This is a genomic window from Bacillus sp. FSL K6-1106, assembly GCF_038005245.1.
In the GTDB taxonomy this organism is placed as follows: domain Bacteria; phylum Bacillota; class Bacilli; order Bacillales; family Bacillaceae; genus Bacillus; species Bacillus altitudinis.
In genome coordinates, this window is the sequence record NZ_JBBOSV010000001.1 from 1,357,617 (window position 1) to 1,374,854 (window position 17,238).

17 protein-coding genes are annotated in these 17,238 nt (G+C 41.3%); 5 read left to right on the forward strand and 12 right to left on the reverse strand.

Annotated elements, in window-relative coordinates; all coding sequences use genetic code 11:
• Positions 1–33: 33 nt before the first annotated feature.
• The 12 genes from MHI20_RS07085 to sppA form a co-directional block, all read right to left on the reverse strand.
• Complete coding sequence (locus tag MHI20_RS07085) at positions 34–789, reverse strand: SDR family oxidoreductase (protein ID WP_159144993.1); 756 nt, start codon at positions 787–789, stop codon at positions 34–36.
• Positions 790–884: 95 nt separating this feature from the next.
• Positions 885–1,790: a phosphotransferase gene (locus MHI20_RS07090; protein WP_100325125.1), complete on the reverse strand. Its 906-nt coding sequence runs from the start codon at positions 1,788–1,790 to the stop codon at positions 885–887.
• A gap of 119 nt (positions 1,791–1,909) precedes the next feature.
• Complete coding sequence (gene argH / locus MHI20_RS07095) at positions 1,910–3,283, reverse strand: argininosuccinate lyase (RefSeq protein ID WP_008343150.1); 1,374 nt, start codon at positions 3,281–3,283, stop codon at positions 1,910–1,912.
• Positions 3,280–4,491 (reverse strand): argininosuccinate synthase, encoded by a 1,212-nt coding sequence (locus MHI20_RS07100; protein WP_017358278.1) that lies wholly within the window; start codon positions 4,489–4,491, stop codon positions 3,280–3,282. Before MHI20_RS07100 ends, argH begins: the two co-directional genes overlap by 4 nt.
• 173 nt (positions 4,492–4,664) lie before the next feature.
• Entirely contained in the window at positions 4,665–5,180 is a 516-nt protein-coding gene (locus MHI20_RS07105) for a MogA/MoaB family molybdenum cofactor biosynthesis protein (RefSeq protein WP_024718668.1), read from the reverse strand.
• Between the two features lie 99 nt (positions 5,181–5,279).
• Complete coding sequence (locus MHI20_RS07110; protein ID WP_024718669.1) at positions 5,280–6,464, reverse strand: acetate kinase; 1,185 nt, start codon at positions 6,462–6,464, stop codon at positions 5,280–5,282.
• Positions 6,465–6,693: 229 nt separating this feature from the next.
• Positions 6,694–7,668, reverse strand: a complete 975-nt coding sequence (locus MHI20_RS07115; RefSeq protein ID WP_163116448.1) for a class I SAM-dependent methyltransferase — start codon at positions 7,666–7,668, stop codon at positions 6,694–6,696.
• An 88-nt stretch (positions 7,669–7,756) separates the two neighbouring features.
• The gene (gene tpx / locus MHI20_RS07120) at positions 7,757–8,257 is read right to left on the reverse strand and encodes a thiol peroxidase (RefSeq protein WP_007501731.1); all 501 of its coding nucleotides are present in this window, start codon (positions 8,255–8,257) and stop codon (positions 7,757–7,759) included.
• A 112-nt stretch (positions 8,258–8,369) separates the two neighbouring features.
• Positions 8,370–8,822 carry a GerW family sporulation protein gene (ytfJ, locus tag MHI20_RS07125; protein WP_007501733.1) on the reverse strand — a complete coding sequence of 151 codons (453 nt, stop codon included), beginning with the start codon at positions 8,820–8,822 and terminating at the stop codon, positions 8,370–8,372.
• A 14-nt stretch (positions 8,823–8,836) separates the two neighbouring features.
• Positions 8,837–9,544: a DUF2953 domain-containing protein gene (locus MHI20_RS07130; RefSeq protein ID WP_041506808.1), complete on the reverse strand. Its 708-nt coding sequence runs from the start codon at positions 9,542–9,544 to the stop codon at positions 8,837–8,839.
• Between the two features lie 101 nt (positions 9,545–9,645).
• Positions 9,646–10,170 (reverse strand): RDD family protein, encoded by a 525-nt coding sequence (locus MHI20_RS07135; protein WP_008343136.1) that lies wholly within the window; start codon positions 10,168–10,170, stop codon positions 9,646–9,648.
• 14 nt (positions 10,171–10,184) lie between these two features.
• The gene (sppA, locus tag MHI20_RS07140; protein WP_024718673.1) at positions 10,185–11,186 is read right to left on the reverse strand and encodes a signal peptide peptidase SppA; all 1,002 of its coding nucleotides are present in this window, start codon (positions 11,184–11,186) and stop codon (positions 10,185–10,187) included.
• 448 nt (positions 11,187–11,634) lie between these two features.
• On the opposite strand from sppA, the gene MHI20_RS07145 reads away from it, so the two are divergent.
• The 5 genes from MHI20_RS07145 (at position 11,635) to MHI20_RS07165 (ending at position 17,208) form a co-directional block, all read left to right on the forward strand.
• On the forward strand, positions 11,635–12,438 hold the full coding sequence (locus MHI20_RS07145; protein WP_340937353.1) for an NAD kinase: 804 nt from the start codon (positions 11,635–11,637) through the stop codon (positions 12,436–12,438).
• 233 nt (positions 12,439–12,671) lie between these two features.
• Positions 12,672–14,114: a DEAD/DEAH box helicase gene (locus MHI20_RS07150; RefSeq protein ID WP_340937354.1), complete on the forward strand. Its 1,443-nt coding sequence runs from the start codon at positions 12,672–12,674 to the stop codon at positions 14,112–14,114.
• Between the two features lie 189 nt (positions 14,115–14,303).
• Entirely contained in the window at positions 14,304–15,359 is a 1,056-nt protein-coding gene (locus tag MHI20_RS07155) for a fatty acid desaturase (RefSeq protein WP_007501745.1), read from the forward strand.
• A gap of 116 nt (positions 15,360–15,475) precedes the next feature.
• Entirely contained in the window at positions 15,476–16,612 is a 1,137-nt protein-coding gene (locus MHI20_RS07160; protein WP_340937355.1) for a sensor histidine kinase, read from the forward strand.
• Complete coding sequence (locus MHI20_RS07165) at positions 16,609–17,208, forward strand: response regulator transcription factor (protein WP_007501749.1); 600 nt, start codon at positions 16,609–16,611, stop codon at positions 17,206–17,208. Before MHI20_RS07160 ends, MHI20_RS07165 begins: the two co-directional genes overlap by 4 nt.
• Positions 17,209–17,238 lie beyond the last annotated feature (30 nt).

Below are 17,238 nucleotides of genomic sequence, written 5' to 3' on the forward strand. Positions count from 1 at the left end.
TTTGTCTATTCCCTCTATAAAAAGCTGAAAAACTTAGTGCTTGTGAATTACATTAAGACCACCTGTTGCTTCAATGACGGTTCCTGTAATGAGGTCTGAACGGTCATCACATAGAAATGAAATGATACGACCGATATCCTCACCTGTCCCAGACCGACCAATCGGTGTTTCATCGTCTTTTATCTGACGTGCTTCCTCTATCGTTGATTCTTTCATGTCTCCAACGATTTTGCCTGGACACACCATATTAGCGGTGATGCCGTTTTCGGCTTCTTCAATCGCAATGGTTTTCGTCAATGACGCAAGGCCCACTTTTGCCGCTCCGAAAGCTGATCTGTGCATCCAGCCTGGCGCATGGTCTGCTCCTTGGAAGCCATATGTGATAATCCGGCCAAAGCCTTGTTTTCTCATCATAGGGATCACCATTCGGAACAAATGGAACACTGCGGATAGGTTGCCTTCCATCATTTGATACCATTCGTCTTCAGAGTAATCCGCGAGTTTTTTTCGTTCAAAAATATAAGGTCCAGCATTATTGATCAAGGCGTCAATCCGCCCAAATCGCTCTGCTGCCAGCTCGACCATGTTTTTTAAATCTTCTTTGTTTGTCACATCGCCTTGGACAAATTGAAGCTTTTCTTCGTATTCTTGCAGTTCTTCTTTCATCTGCCGGACAGCTTCATCATCACTTCGATAATTGACTGTCACAGAATACCCCATATTCAGTAAAGACTCGGTGACTTTCCTGCCAAGTCCTTTAGAACCCGCTGTTATTAATGCGTGTCGCACACAATCTCCTCCTAAAGCAAAGGTTGCAAGTTCATGTGTTTCTTTTGTTATCTTTACTTTACTATAAACCGGCTTCCTTCGCACTTTTGAACCCTTTAACAGTGAGGGGAAAACCGTATAGGGTGATTCATCCACTTTTTCATATCCCATGAACCATGGATATCGAGAAGCAGTGAAACAAACCGATAGCATTCTCTCACCTCATGAAGCTGACGAGGAAGCGGGCAAATCTCTTCATACCCTAATTGAACCGCTTGTGCAGCTTCTTTCGTCAAAAGGTATTCGAGTGCAATCAAATCAAACGCAGCTGGTCCAAATACGACATATTCCGTATCAACTAGACTCGTCACTTGATCATCGTCTTCAATATATTGCGATGGGTCTAAATCAATTAAAATGAGACTGGCTGCATCAGGAGGACTTAGCTTTTCAAGCTTTTGCTGCACCTTTTCTGCATAATTCTGATATTCAGGCTGATCAGCGTAATAGTGGCTGATGAGTTTGGAAACTGCCTTTTTTAACAGCGCATGGAATTCTCTCAAATGTCTCTTTTCTCCCCCGTATACTGCACCGAAAAAGTTTGTTTGATATGAATGAAGATGTGCTAGTTTCCTCCCGTAATCCCTATAGAATTGTGCTGAACGGCCCTCAAAAGATGTTAAAGGGATTCCTTCTACTTTTTCCATGACATAAAAGTGTTTCCCCGCCTTCTTCACTTTACGAACAACTATCGGAATATGAAAGGAATTCGTATGAGACAGCTTTTCACTGATTTCATCAAGATGCTCCTGTACAGTACGGGCATCTACTCCATAAATCATGTTGATCCCATACACAAATTCACTTTCTTCTCTTGCAGTTTTAGGAGATTTCACTACATATTCCGTTTGGTCTTGTAAGGAAATCAGCCACACATCATTAGCCCGGCCGTCATATGGTTCTCCTAACGTTTTCACTAATACGATAGGCTGGTCAAACAAAGCCTGAAGCGTTTTCTTCATGAACTGTTGTCACTCCTTATTCAGCTTGACACTGGTATGCTTTCATTTTCTCCAGTGAAGATCAATCTCCTTTTTCCCATGACAAAAAACCATCCGTATAAACGAATGGTTTTGGCGAATTATGCTAGGCAGGCTTTTGCTTTTTCTAACGCGAGCTGAATTTGTTTGAATCCAGTTCCACCTGCACTAGTTCTTTTTTCAACAGCAACATACGGATCAAGAACAGTGTAAATGTCTTGTTCAAAGAGGCCGCTTGCTTCTGTAAATGTTTCAAATGGAAGGTCACTTAAGTAGATGCCTTTTTGAATGCATGTATACACAAGCTTCCCAACGATTTCGTGTGCTTCACGGAATGGCATACCTTTTTTCGCAAGGTAGTCTGCCACTTCGGTCGCATTTGAGAAATCTTCTTTTGTTGCTTTTTTCATGACATCTTCGTTCACTGTCATTGTTTGAATCATGCCTGTGAAGATTTGCAGGCTGCCAGCGATCGTTTTCACCGTATCAAACATGCCTTCTTTATCTTCTTGCAAATCTTTGTTATACGTAAGCGGCAAGCCTTTCATAATGGTGAGCAGCCCCATCAGGTTGCCATATACCCGCCCTGTTTTTCCGCGGATCAATTCAGCCATATCCGGGTTTTTCTTTTGCGGCATCATGCTGCTGCCTGTTGCGTACGTGTCATCGAGCTCAATGAATTTGAATTCTTGAGAACACCATAAAATGATTTCCTCACAAAGACGTGAGAGGTGCATCATCACAAGACTGCTATTAGACAAGAACTCTAAAATGAAATCACGATCACTCACACCATCAAGGCTGTTCTCGTAAATATGGTCAAAGCCAAGAAGCTCTGCTGTATATTCACGATCAATCGGGAATGTCGTTCCTGCTAACGCCCCGCATCCAAGTGGTGACACATTAATCCGCTTCAATGAATCTTGAAAACGCGCTTTGTCCCGCTCAAGCATCCAAAAGTAGGCGAGCATATGATGAGCAAAGGAGATAGGCTGTGCACGCTGTAAGTGCGTATATCCTGGAAAAATCGTTTCAACGTGCTGTTCAGCTTTTTCTACAAGCACTGTTTGAAAGGAAGAGATCAGTTCAATGATATGCTCTACTTGGTTATTCAAATATAAATGCATATCAGTGGCAACCTGATCATTCCGGCTTCTCGCTGTGTGCAATTTGCCGCCAAGCGGACCGATCTCATCAATGAGCATTTTTTCAAGGTTTAAATGAATGTCCTCATAATCTACTGAGAAATCGAGTTCATCCGCCTCTGCCTTTTTCATGAGCGTATTCAGTCCGTCTTTGATCGCAGCGGCCTCCTCATCGCCGATGATACCGCATTTATTCAGCATACTTGCATGGGCAAGGGAGCCGGTCAGATCTTCTTTGACTAATTGTTTGTCGAAATGAATGGATGCACCAAACTCATCAACCCATTTTTCTGGTGTTTTTTGAAATCGGCCTCCCCAAAGCTTTTTCATGCTTTAACCTGCTCCTTTTTGTTCACGATGCTGTTTACTTTTGTTGGTAAACCCCAAAGGTTAATAAATCCTACAGCTGCATCATGATCGAATTCATCTGCTTTTGTATAAGTTGCTAGATTTTCATCATAAAGTGAATATGGTGATTTACGTCCTTCTACAATAGCATGGCCTTTAAATAGTTTCACACGTACAACACCTGTTACGTTCTTTTGCGTTTCTTGTAAGAATGCATCTAGTGCTCCTTTAAGTGGTGAGAACCATAAGCCGTTGTATATTAATTCAGCCATTTTTTGTTCAACGATTGGCTTAAAGTGTGCTACTTCTTTGACAAGCGTTAAGTCTTCAAGTTCTTTGTGTGCTTTTAACAATGTAACTGCACCTGGGCACTCATACACTTCACGAGATTTGATTCCAACAAGACGGTTTTCAACATGATCGATTCTGCCTACACCATGCTGGCCAGCAACTTCATTTAAATGAAGGATGAGATCAGATAATGAATACTGGATTCCGTCAATAGCTGTTGGTTTTCCTTTTTCAAACGTGATTTCAATGATTTCAGGTGTGTCTGGTGTTTTTTCAAGTGGATTTGTCAGATCATAAGCACCTTCTGGCGGCGCTGCCCAAGGATCTTCTAAAATACCACATTCGTTACTTCTGCCCCAAAGGTTTTGGTCAATTGAATATGGGCTGTCTAAGTTAATCGGAATTGGAATCCCGTGCTTTTGTGCATAGTCGATTTCTTCATCACGAGACCATTTCCATTCACGCACTGGTGCAAGAACTTCTAAGTCTGGATTCAATGCTTTGATTGATACTTCAAAACGAACTTGGTCGTTTCCTTTACCTGTACATCCGTGTGCAACGGCTACGGCATTTTCTTTCTCTGCGACTTCCACTAACTTTTTGGCAATGAGCGGACGAGATAGTGCAGACACGAGTGGGTATTTCCCTTCATACATCGTGTGGGCTTGCAGTGCAGCAAGTGCAAATTCTTCAGCAAACTCTTCTTTTGCGTCGATCATGTAAGATTGAACAGCTCCGACTTGAAGTGCTTTTTGTTGAACGAATGCTAAATCTTTTCCTTCACCTACGTCCAGGCAGCAAGCAACAACTTCATAACCTTGCTCCTGTAACCATTTAACTGCAACAGAGGTATCAAGACCTCCGGAATATGCTAATACGACTTTTTTATTTTGTGACATGTTTGAAAAGCTCCTCTCGCTTGTTTTGATTCTGTGAATGTTTTTTGCATAAAAATAAGTTTTAATTTATAAACATGCATTTAGTATGTATACACTGTAACAAGGAAAAATTGTTTTTTCAACCCCTTTATGAAAAAAACTCTGCCAAATTTTCTTGGCAGAGTCATTTTGGGCTATTTTTGATCTTTTTCAAGCTCTCGCAAGACATGAGGAAGCTCTGGAATAATGAGTTTGGTCATGGCTAACCGAACTGCTCCGGTAGAGCCTGGTGTGGCAAAAACGGCTTTTTGGTTAATCACCCCTGCCGTCGCTCTAGATAAGATAGCGGCTGATCCAATATCTTCTGTATAGCTCAGCATGCGAAAAATTTCTCCAAAGCCCGGCAGCTCTTTTGAGAAAAGAGGTGTAATGGATTCAATCGTAACGTCCCTTGCTGCAATACCAGTTCCCCCGTTTAACAAGACGGCATCAATCTTCGCTTCACTTGTTCCTTCTAAAACGGCATCTTGAATCGCTCCAATGTGATCTTTCACAATATCGTATGCAAGAATTAGGTGCCCTTGTTCTTTGAGCAAATCAATCATCAGACGGCCGCTTTTATCTGTTTCTTTTGTCCTTGTATCACTGACGGTAATGACTTTTACATGAAGCCTCGTTTTCGCTTCGCGTTTATGTTCTTCGACGCTCATATCTTCACACCGCTCCTTTCATATTGCCTCACATTATAGCATGCTGATTTCAATAGAAAAAAGCCCTTTTCCGCTGAGGAAAAGAGCTTCAAAAGGATGTTACGCTAAACGCATAACGTCTCTTGCAATCATGACTTCTTCGTTCGTTGGAATCACGATGACTTTTACAGGAGAGTGAGGGTAGCTGATGAATGCTTCTTCGCCTCTCATGTTGTTAAGAGATGGATCCCAATATACGCCCATGAATTCTAGACCACGAAGTACACGTGCTCTCACTTCTGAGCTGTTTTCACCGATTCCAGCTGTGAAGATGATGGCATCTACACCATTCATTCTCGCTGCATAAGAACCGATGTATTTATGAATACGGCTTGCAAAAATATCTAGTGCTACTTCAGCACGGTCGTTTCCTTCTTCTGTCGCTTCTTCGATATCACGAAGGTCACTTGAAAGACCAGACACACCTAAAAGACCACTCTTCTTATTCAAAGTAGAAAGTACTTCTTCCGCTGTATGTCCTGTTTTCTCCATAATAAATGGAATAAGGGCAGGGTCAATGTTACCTGAACGTGTTCCCATTGCAACACCCGCAAGTGGTGTGAAGCCCATTGACGTATCGATTGATTTTCCGCCTTCAACTGCTGCGATACTTGCACCATTTCCAAGGTGGCAAGAAATCAAACGAAGCTCTTCAAGAGGACGGCCTAATAGCTCTGCTGCACGCTCTGTTACGAACTTATGGCTTGTCCCGTGGAATCCGTATTTACGAATACCAAAGTTTTTGTAGTAGTCGTACGGAAGGCTGTATAGGTAAGACTGCTCTGGCATTGTTTGGTGGAACGCTGTATCGAACACAGCAATCGCTGGTACGTCAGGCAGAATTTGTTTGAATGCTTTGATTCCTACAACGTTTGCAGGGTTGTGAAGTGGTGCAAGCTCTGAAAGCTGATCAATGTCTTTGATGACTTCATCTGTTAAAACAACAGAATCGCTGAATTTTTCTCCGCCGTGAACGACGCGGTGTCCTACGCCATCAATTTCATTAAAGTCTTTGATGATGTTAAATTCAATTAGTTTTTCAAGCAGCATTTTAACCGCTACTGCATGATCTGGAATATCTGTGACTTCTGTTTTCTTTTCTCCATCTACAGAAATCGTGAAGATACTGTTGTCCATTCCGATTCTTTCAACAAGACCTTTTGTTAAAACGGTTTCTTCTGGCATGTCGAACAATTGGAATTTAAGAGATGAGCTTCCTGCGTTGATTGCAATAATTTTGGACATTACTGTCGCTCCTTTTACTCAGTTGTTATATAAGGTTTCACGTTTTTTCGGTGCTATATTCAACCTGTTTGAACGGGTCTTTTATAGTTTAACGATAAGTCCGAAAAATATCTGACTTTTTCATTTAAACATTGAAAACTTTGCATTTCAAGTACACCTTCGAACTGTTACCGCTTACATCAATAAGTCGTTATTTTCTGAATAATAAAATAGCCAGACATCACTCTGGCTATTCTTTCGTTTCTTTTTCTTCTATAAACCATTGGTCTAATTTTCTCATGACGCCAACCATTGCTTCCTTCTGTGAGAAAGATGGCAGATTGGCAAATAGCATACGTTTCGGTGCTTCGAGCCCCTCTTTTTTCTTTTGCATCACAAATAAGCTTTTGGCATGCTTTTTGTCTTTGAACATAGAGACTGGCAGCTGAATTAACGCATTCATATATGCATGTTCTTTGATGAACTCCTTTAATTGTACGCTTTCTTTTCCTTCAAACAAATCGTTTGGAATGATGAAGAATAAGAAGCCACCTTCTTTCGTATAACGAAGACTTTGCTCAATGAATAAATAATGCGCAAAGGAATGACCTTCTTTTGCCTTTAATTCATAGTCTTTAGCTCGCTCATCATTTGGATAAAACCCGACAGGAAGACTACATACAGCAACATCTGCTGGTGAGATAAGAAGCGGCTCAAGGCTGTCTTGGTGGAAAAGCTCTACTTCTTTTTCTTCTAAGTTCGCTTGTGCCCACGCAATTTTAATGAGCACGTCATCAATTTCAGAGGCAAAACCGCGTGTTGTTTCTGCTGTTACATTGTTGAGGACCGCAAGCAGTAAATTCCCTGTTCCCGCTGCTGGATCAAAGACAACCAGCTCTTTTTGTCCTTCTAAAAATTTATTGACCAAATAGCTGACAAACAGACCAATTGTATCAGGTGTCATCTGCCGGTTTGGATGTGAAATATCCTTTTGTCCTTTTAATACGGCGAGCTGAAACGCTTTACGAATCTGCTCATGATCATAAGAGGCGAAATCTGCTTTCTCTATTAAATCTTTTAGTAAACCGTTTCGATCATTTGCCTGGAAAAAGGCTTCTCCTGCTTCTGCCAATGCTTCAATATAGGAAATGTTCTGTTCCTTTTTTAAACGAATTGAAGCTGTATCGAGCAGCTCAAAAATCGTACTCACTTGATCTTTCTGCAATGCTTTTCTCTCCTCGCTTTGTTAAAAGCTATATGTTCTCATTGAAAAGAGCCCCAGTATGAAGCCGGAGCTCTTGTCGATGCTGCTTTTATAACAGTGATTTCGCAGCCTCAATGGCTTTTTCATAATTTGGATGATTGGTTGCTTCGCTTACGTACTCAGTGTAAACCACTTTTCCGCTTGGGTCTAATACGAAGACCGCACGCGCCAATAAACGCAATTCTTTCATATATAAACCAAACGCTTCACCAAATGACATATCTCTATGATCAGATAATGTTTCGACATTTTCAATTCCGTTTGCTCCGCACCAGCGTGCTTGTGCAAATGGTAGGTCTGCACTAATGGTATAGATATTGACCGGACCTAAACCGGCTGCCTCTTCATTGAAACGTCTTGTTTGTGCGTCACACACACCTGTATCAATAGAAGGAATCACTGAGATAATCGTCACTTTTCCTGTTAAATCAGAAAGTGAAACTTCCCCTAGTGAGTTCGTTAATACCGTGAAATCTGGAGCCTGCTCGCCTACTTTCACTTCATTTCCTACAAGCGTTACTGGGCTCCCTTTAAATGTGATCGATGCCAAAACAATTCCTCCCTTATCAAATGTATGGTTCTATCATAGTAGAGAAAGCAAAAAACTGCAAAGCCTAATCGTCCATTTTGAAAAAAAAGTTAACTGCAGGGCAGCTAACTTTTTAAAGGTCTATGTCGTCTAGTTTTCGTTCTTTGTGACGATGCTCCCGTTCATCCTTCTTAAACATGTGCTGAAGACGTTCAATTGCTTGAGGAGCAGAATCCAATATTTTATCGAGCAGATGTGTGTGTTCATCCAAATGAAGCATTCGTACGCCATTTGTTCCCACAATTAAAAAGGCGATTGGTGTAATCGATACTCCCCCGCCGCTTCCGCCTCCAAATGGGAGTCTCGGTTCTTTTCGTTCTTGTTCATCAGACCGTTTTTCTTTCTTTTGGTTACCGTTGAATTCACTGCCGCCGGCTGCAAATCCAAAACCAACCTTTGACACAGTGAGAATGACACTGCCGTCAGGGGTTTCGACTGGATCGCCGATGATCGTGTTCACATCAATCATTTCTTTTAAGTTTTCCATCGCTGTCTTCATCAGACCTTGGATTGGATGATCTGCCATTTTCGGGTTCCTCCTTAAACAGATGATTCATTCTTCGTTGCTTGAAGAGAGGCATTTTTTCTCGCCTTTCTCCCTTTTAACCAATGGACAAGTAATCGAATGGCTGCAAGCATAGCATGTCCAATCCGAAAATAAGCTATACATGCAAAGTGTGTCTGTGACACATTGTGCTGAAAAGCGGGAATCACTTCATAGACGGGTTTGTGCTTAAAGGTGAGATGCTCCTGCATAAAGGCAAGAAGTGCTCCTTTGACTGACCACACACCACCGGCTGCTACACCTGTTAAAGCTGCGTCATGAAAACCAATCCATGTGGACCAGTGAAATGAGACGATTTTTATATGAATGAAAAACGTTCGCATGATCCGGTTTAGATCGACAATTTCTTTTGTAATACGCTCCATTTGATGAAGGATTTCCTTTACATCACGTTTTCCCACTTTTTTATGCATGGTTTCTTTTTCTTGATTAGGCGTTTTGGTGCTGGCCATTTTCTTTTCACGAATATCAATCGTTTGATCTTCCGTATTCACTTTCACCATCGGAATGTCTTTCTTCAGTCTGACGATTCCATATAACGTGATGATCTTCACCGCAATATGGTCATTGTCATTTGCATGTGAATAGTCCAGTGAAATGGTCACTTTCATAAAGATCAATAAGATCACAAGGAACAAAAAAGCTGCGATCCAAACGTACAGCACTGTGCTCACTTCCTCCATAACAAATGATGCTTCCACTACGATTATGGCTCTCCTTCTGGATTTTATACCCAATCACCAAAAAAAAGAGTTTGACCGGTACTCGGCCAAACTCTCTTTGATTATGCGTTTGATTCTGTTTTTTCATATAAATGTTCATGAACAACCACCGTATCTGCAAAGTAGTCATGAACCCCTTGCTTTTTCGGCGTGAACCCAACCACAGCATAGAGAACAAAAAGCGTATTAATATATCGCCCCACAATTTCTCTAAAGAAAATGACATCCCATGGCAGCTTCTTCTCCGGCTGAAGTGAGACGACTTTGATTCCAAACACCATCTTTCCAAGTGTTTGTTGGAAAATCTTCGTCATGATCGCAAAATAAAGCAGAAAAACAATTGTCGTTGTGACGGAAAATGGGGAAAACCAGCCTCCACCTTTTGACCAGCCAAAGAGACTAAAGATTGGAGAAACCGTCAAATGGTTAACACCCCATACGACGAGCCAATCTAGGATAAATGCCCAAAATCTAATCCAGAAACCTGCAAAAGCCTGCGCTTCAATTGAAGTGCGCTTCGCAAGAGTCGGCCTTGATTCTCCCTCTTGGCTGCGACTTTCCGTTACTTCATCGAATGTAGAATCCATCTATGATCCCTCCTTTATTTTGAATAGAGATACATCGGTTTAGACCCATTTGAGCCAGCCAGTGTTTCTTTTAAGTTCAGAAAATCAATTTCGCTTTTAAAGAGCTTACTTGCACTCATATTGAAAAGAGAGTTCCAGCCAAAGCTTTGTGAATAGCTGATCACTGTCGCTCCTTTTAGGCCTTTTTCATTTTTCTTCATTGCTTTTAGAGCATCTTCATAGTACCCAAGCTCATCCACTAATCCGTTCGATTTCGCCTGTGTTCCGTCATAGATTCGGCCGTCAGCAATTTTCTTGACGTCCTGCTTAGACATACCACGTCCTTCTGAGATGACTTTCACAAAGCCTTCATAAGAGTTGTCAACCATGCTTTGCATGATGTCTCGCTCATCTTTTGTCATATCACGATTTGGGGACATGATGTCTTTGAATTTTCCACTTTTAATGGTTTCATATTTGATGCCTAAATTATCTGCCAGCTTTGCATAATTCAAACTTTGCATGATGACCCCGAGAGAGCCTGTTAACGTTTCAGGTGAAGCAAAGATTTTTTTCGCTGGAGTGGATACATAATAGCCGCCAGAAGCCGCCATTGAACCCATAGAAACATAAATTGGCTTCTTCGCTTTCTTTACTTCTTCTAATTTTTTATGTATTTCAGCACTTTCATAGACACCGCCGCCAGGAGAGTTGACGCGCAGCAAGACACCTTTCACAGACGCATCGTCTTTTGCTTTATCTAATTCTTTTAAGAACGCACGATGATCATATGCTTCCCCGCCTAGAAGGCTGGATGCACCGCCGTTATCTTGAATCGTACCATTAATCTCAAGTACAGCAATTTTACTCGCACCGCTTCCATCTTCTAGTACCTTTTCTTCGATTTCGTCCCCGAATTGATAGCTCATCTTATTATCATTGAAGCTTTCATACAAGGCCGTCGTGATACTAATCACAATCGAAAAGCCGAAAACACCAAGTGCAATGATTAAGGCTACCCATCTTTTCGCATTCATTTCTTTCTCCTCCTTTTTGTCTCACTTCGTTCATACGAATACACACATGAAATGTTTCACAGGAACTGTGGTTTTTTTACATTTCATTTCAACATATGATAGCACCGATGTGAAATGACGATCAACTTTACATCTTCTATCATTTGCTCATCATGACGAAAAATTGGTTATTTTATCCTCTCCCTACATCTAATTGATCAGATCATCTCCACAACGAAACGCCCAGACCTCTCTATCCTCCAAAATGAGCTATTAAATTATGCTCAAAGTCAGCGTTGTCTAATCACTTACAATGACTCATTTCTCAAATGGAAGCCTCTATCATGATGAAGCGTCTTTCTAATATTTTTACTTTCATATGAAAAAAGTGTAAAATGTGAGCAAGGGTTTTCTATGTAAGCCCTTTACTACTCGAAATCTATTTTTGACAACAAAGGGGAGAACGTCAATGACAGACAATCGTCGCAATGTATTTTTCTTTTACAAAAAAGATCATGAATTGGATGAACACATTTCTTCTCTGGAGAAGCTCGCTACCGATCAAGGCTTTCACGTCGTAAAGCGTGCAGAAGATGCCCATATCATTGCTTCAATTGGTGGAGATGGTACATTTCTTCAAGCGGTTCGCAAAACGAACTTCCGGGATGACTGCTTGTATGTAGGGGTATCAAAAACAGAGAATTCGCACCTATACTGCGATTTTTCGTTAGAACATTTTGATAAAATGATTGATGCCATGAACACTGAACAAATTGAAGTGAGAAAATATCCGATCATCGATGTAAGCGTTGACAGTACAAACCAGTTCCATTGCTTAAACGAACTGTCGATCCGCTCTAGCATCATTAAAACATTTGTCATCGATGTGTATATAGATGATTTCCATTTTGAAACCTTTAGAGGCGACGGGATGATTATTTCCACTCCAACCGGTTCAACGGCCTACAATAAATCTGTCAACGGCGCCGTGGTGGATCCGATGCTTCCGTGTATGCAAGTAACCGAGCTAGCATCGCTGAATAACAACTCATACCGTACACTTGGAGCTCCTTTCATTTTAAGCAGTGACCGCAAGCTGACACTAAAGATTGTTCAGGACGGTAACGACCATCCGATTATCGGTCTTGATAACGAAGCGCTAGGTACAAAACATGTCAAACAAATTGATATTGGCCTTTCTGGTAAAGTGATCAAAACGGTCAAATTAAAAGATAACTCCTATTGGGAAAAAGTAAAACGCAGATTCCTTTAATCAAAAAGCTCCTTTAAGGGGCTTTTGTTTTCTTTTCAGCGTGATAGAAAACCTTTGAAGTCTAGGAAGAGTGAGTACCGGAGCGCAAATCTGACACCGAATGCGAGGGTTTGTCTACACGCTGAAAGCTCCTTTACGGGGCTTTTTTTCATGCTTTTTCATTCAAGGTCATGGTGTCTTTGAAAAGATATGGTATGATGTCACAAGTATACATGTACGAAAAGGAGAACACGATGCCATTACAACATTTTGATCAATATCCATTAAGCGATGAATTGAAACAAGCGCTAGAAGCGCTTCATTTCCATACACCTACACCCGTCCAGCACGAGACATTATCCGTTGCTTTTTCAAAGCAGGACCTCATTGTCAAATCTCAGACAGGCAGTGGCAAAACAGCAGCCTACGGTCTGCCAATTTGTGAAATGGTGGATTGGGCTGAGAATAAACCTCAAGCCCTCATCCTCGTCCCAACAAGAGAACTTGCCATGCAGGTCAAACAGGATCTGACCAGCCTCGGACGATTTAAACGAATCAAAGCGGCCGCCATTTATGGAAAAGCTCCATTTCAAGCACAAAAAATAGAGCTTGCACAAAAGAACCACATTGTGTGCGGAACGCCAGGACGAATATTGGATCATCTTGAAAAAGGGACACTTTCTTTAGACAATCTGTCATTTTTCGTGTTAGATGAAGCAGACGAAATGCTGAACATGGGATTTATTGATCAAGTCTCTTCTATTATTCAGCATCTGCCGCCAAAGCGGATGTCGATGTTATTTTCAGCGACGATGTCTGATGAAATGAAGGATTTGAGTGAGCAGTTTTTACAATCGCCAAAAGTGATAGAGATTGCTCGGGAGGAAACGACGAAGCAGCATATCACCCACACCTTGATTGAAACCGAGGAAGAAGGCAAGTTTTCATTACTTCAACGAACGATTGTCATTGAAAATCCAGATAGCTGTATTATTTTTTGCAATACGCAGGAGCGAGTGAATGAGCTGACGATGAAGCTGGATGAGTGGGATGTTCCTTGCGATAAGATTCATGGCGGGATGAGGCAGGAAGACCGCTTTGCTGTCATGGATGAATTCAAAAACGGGGAATTCCGTTATTTGATCGCAACAGATATTGCAGCCCGAGGAATTGATGTCAGTGATATGACACATGTCATTCATTACGACTTGCCATATGAAAAAGAACGCTATATTCATCGGACCGGAAGAACTGGCAGAGCGGGTAAAAGCGGAAAAACGATTGCGTTTATGACAAGGCACGGGCAACCGCTCATTGAAGAATTAAAAGAGGAAGCTGACATTCATTTTCAAATTCAGCCTTATCCTACAAAAGAAGAAGCAGAACAGCATGTGGCAAGCTTTGAAGAAAAAATTGAAACACCGATTCAAAAGGAAAATAAGCAGGCCGGCATAGAGAAAGATATTATGAAGCTTTATTTTAACGGCGGGAAGAAAAAGAAGCTGCGGGCTGTTGATTTCGTTGGGACCATTGCCAAAATAGAAGGCGTTGCCTTTGATGACATTGGGATTATTACCATTCAAGATACGAAAACATACGTCGATATTTTAAACGGCAAAGGCCCTCTTGTGCTGAACGCCATGCGCCACACAACGATTAAAGGCAAGCAGTTAAAAGTTCATGAAGCACGTGCATAAAAAGTGAAGGCTAAGCGCCTTTACTTTTTTTATTTAAAATAAAATAAGCTTACAACCCTTGAACCATCAGCCTTTCCCGCGTCCAACATGACAAATGTCATATTGAATACATGATGGGTGCTACTATGAGCATGACACCTTTCCTTCTATACTTTGAAGTAGAAAGAAACGGAAAGGACTTGAACGTTCATGACGACTTCAACAAACACACAGCAGCAAGCCACTTTAAGAAAACAAGTTGGCCAATTCTCTGGTGCTAATTCGAAAAAAAGTATCATTCAACTCTTTAATACATTCATTCCATTTTTGGGGCTTTGGTTTCTTGCCTATTATAGCCTGAACATCTCCTACCTTTTAACCCTCTTCTTTGCGGTGATTGCAGCTGGTTTTTTAGTACGTGTCTTTATTATTTTTCACGACTGCTGCCATCAATCCTTTTTTAAACAGAAGCCGCTGAATCACCTGTTCGGTTTTGTAACGGGCGTACTCACCCTTTTCCCTTATCTTCAATGGCAAAGAGATCATTCAATTCACCATGCCACAAGCAGTAATCTAGACAAACGAGGTACTGGCGACATTTGGCTCCTGACAGTCAAAGAATATCAAGAAGCATCAGCTTGGACGAAATTTCGCTACAGATTTTACCGTAATCCTTTTGTGATGTTTATTTTAGGACCGATCTTTGTTTTTCTCTTAAAAAACCGTTTCAACGTCAAAAATGCTCGTAAAAAAGAGCGCTGGAACACGTATTTCACAAACGTGAGCATCATTGCACTAGCAACTGCAACGTGTCTTCTTTTTGGCTGGCAGGAGTTCCTGCTTGTCCAAGGTCCAATCTTCCTGATCTCAGGATCAATCGGCGTATGGCTGTTTTATGTGCAGCATACATTTGAAGATTCTTACTTTGAAGCAGATGAACATTGGAATTATGTGCAGGCGGCAGTAGAAGGCAGTTCTTTTTACAAATTACCAAAGCTTCTTCAATGGTTAACAGGCAATATCGGCTATCACCATGTTCATCATTTAAGTCCGAGGGTACCGAATTATCACTTGGAGCATGCACATGATCATAGTGAGCCGCTTCAAAATGTTCCAACCATCACTTTAAAAACAAGTATCGAATCAATGAAATTTAGACTTTGGGATGAAGAAACGAAAGCATTCGTTACCTTTAAAGAAGCACGGCAATCTAAGAAGATGCCCGCACCTGTCATTAAAGGAGACATTCTGAAGAAAAATGCATAATTGGTGCAAGCTCTTTCTTACTCTAGAAGGAGCTTGTTGCCATTTACAGGATGCAACCGTAAGTTGAATTTGATAAAGTAAGGAAAAGAACGAAAAACGGAAAAGGTGGCACACGGATGAAAAAACAGTTTAAAATTCAAAAATTGCATGGGATTTCCCCCTATATATGGGCCATTTTTTTCATCCTGCCCTTCTATTTTATCTTAAAGACGCCTACGACTTTAGGTATTGTCATTGGCATTATTTTGAACGTGGTTTTTTTCGGAGTGTATCGTTTTGCCTTTGTCGCAAAAGGCTGGTCTTTATATGTCTTCGGTCTTTTATTGATTGCGATTTCTACAGGCTATGTGATGCTCTACAGCTACATTTATTTTGCTTTTTGTATCGCCTATTTCAACGGGCATATCAAAAGAAAAGTCCCTTTTTATATCTTATACTATATTCATCTAGGGAGCGCCGCCGTAGCAGTGAACTTTAGCTTGATTTTAAAAAAGGGATGGTTTCTCACACAAATTCCGTTTGTTGTGATCACACTTATTAGTGCCATTCTGCTCCCTCTCAGCATTCGAAGCCGAAAAGAACGTGAACGCCTTGAAGAGAAATTAGAAAATGCCAATGAACGGATCGCCGATCTTGTCAAACTTGAAGAAAGACAGCGCATTGCTCGTGACCTGCATGATACACTTGGACAAAAACTCTCTCTTATTGGTTTAAAGAGTGACCTTGCCCGTAAGCTCGTGTATAAAGATCCTGAACAGGCTCGTGCCGAACTAAAGAGTGTTCAGCAGACAGCTAGAACGTCTCTAAATGAAGTGTGGAAAATTGTTTCTTCCATGAAAGGTATTCGGATCAAAGATGAAATATTGAACATCAAGCAAATCCTTGAAGCCGCCGATATTGACATGATTTATGATGAAAAGGAAGCGCCGAAACACATCTCTCTTCTGAACGAAAACATTGTGAGCATGTGCATCAAAGAAGCCGTAACGAATGTCGTCAAACATAGCGACGCCACTGTCTGTCAAATCACCATTCATCAAAAGTCAAAGGAAGTTGTCATTACAGTTGAGGATAACGGCACATTTAAAGGCGGTGATCCATCCTCTCAAACGAAGGGACATGGCCTTTTAGGGATTAGAGAAAGATTGGAATTTGCAAATGGACGCCTACACATTGAAACAAAAGACGGGACGAAGCTGATCATGAGTATTCCAAATGATTCAGCAGCGAAAGATAAGGAGGAAATAAAATGATTAACATCTTTATCGCAGAGGATCAGCAAATGCTGCTCGGTGCTCTTGGATCGCTTCTTGATTTAGAAGACGATATGACGGTTGTTGGAAAAGGCACTAACGGCCAGGACGCGATTGATTTTGCTCAAAAACACCCGGTCGATATTTGTTTAATGGATATTGAAATGCCCGGGAAATCTGGGCTCGACGCCGCTGAAGAACTCAAAAAGTCTGATGTGAAGATCATCATTTTAACAACCTTTGCCCGTTCCGGCTATTTTCAAAGAGCGCTGAAAGCTGGCGTTAGCGGCTATATGCTGAAAGACAGCCCAAGCGAGGATTTGGCAAGTGCCATCCGCAGCGTGATGAAAGGGAAAAAGGTGTACGCCCCTGAATTAATGGAAGACTTGTACAGCGACGAAAATCCTTTAACTGAACGAGAAAAGTCGGTTCTAGAACTCGTCGCGGACGGAAAAAACACAAAAGAAATCGCCAAGGAACTCAGCATTAAAAGCGGCACTGTCCGAAACTACATATCCGTTATTTTAGATAAACTAGAAGTCAAAAACCGAATTGAAGCCATCACTCGTTCCAAAGAAAAAGGCTGGTTTAAATAAGAAAAAAGATCAGGTCAGACACTGCCTTGA

Coding starts and splice junctions, on each gene's coding strand:
- MHI20_RS07090 (WP_100325125.1), bottom strand. CDS start 1,790: ATGAAGAAAACGCTTCAGGCTTTGTTTGACCAGCCTATCGTATTAGTG.
- argH (WP_008343150.1), bottom strand. CDS start 3,283: ATGAAAAAGCTTTGGGGAGGCCGATTTCAAAAAACACCAGAAAAATGG.
- MHI20_RS07100 (WP_017358278.1), bottom strand. CDS start 4,491: ATGTCACAAAATAAAAAAGTCGTATTAGCATATTCCGGAGGTCTTGAT.
- MHI20_RS07105 (WP_024718668.1), bottom strand. CDS start 5,180: ATGAGCGTCGAAGAACATAAACGCGAAGCGAAAACGAGGCTTCATGTA.
- MHI20_RS07110 (WP_024718669.1), bottom strand. CDS start 6,464: ATGTCCAAAATTATTGCAATCAACGCAGGAAGCTCATCTCTTAAATTC.
- ytfJ (WP_007501733.1), bottom strand. CDS start 8,822: ATGGCAGATCATCCAATCCAAGGTCTGATGAAGACAGCGATGGAAAAC.
- MHI20_RS07130 (WP_041506808.1), bottom strand. CDS start 9,544: ATGGAGGAAGTGAGCACAGTGCTGTACGTTTGGATCGCAGCTTTTTTG.
- MHI20_RS07135 (WP_008343136.1), bottom strand. CDS start 10,170: ATGGATTCTACATTCGATGAAGTAACGGAAAGTCGCAGCCAAGAGGGA.
- sppA (WP_024718673.1), bottom strand. CDS start 11,186: ATGAATGCGAAAAGATGGGTAGCCTTAATCATTGCACTTGGTGTTTTC.
- MHI20_RS07145 (WP_340937353.1), top strand. CDS start 11,635: ATGACAGACAATCGTCGCAATGTATTTTTCTTTTACAAAAAAGATCAT.
- MHI20_RS07150 (WP_340937354.1), top strand. CDS start 12,672: ATGCCATTACAACATTTTGATCAATATCCATTAAGCGATGAATTGAAA.
- MHI20_RS07155 (WP_007501745.1), top strand. CDS start 14,304: ATGACGACTTCAACAAACACACAGCAGCAAGCCACTTTAAGAAAACAA.
- MHI20_RS07160 (WP_340937355.1), top strand. CDS start 15,476: ATGAAAAAACAGTTTAAAATTCAAAAATTGCATGGGATTTCCCCCTAT.
- MHI20_RS07165 (WP_007501749.1), top strand. CDS start 16,609: ATGATTAACATCTTTATCGCAGAGGATCAGCAAATGCTGCTCGGTGCT.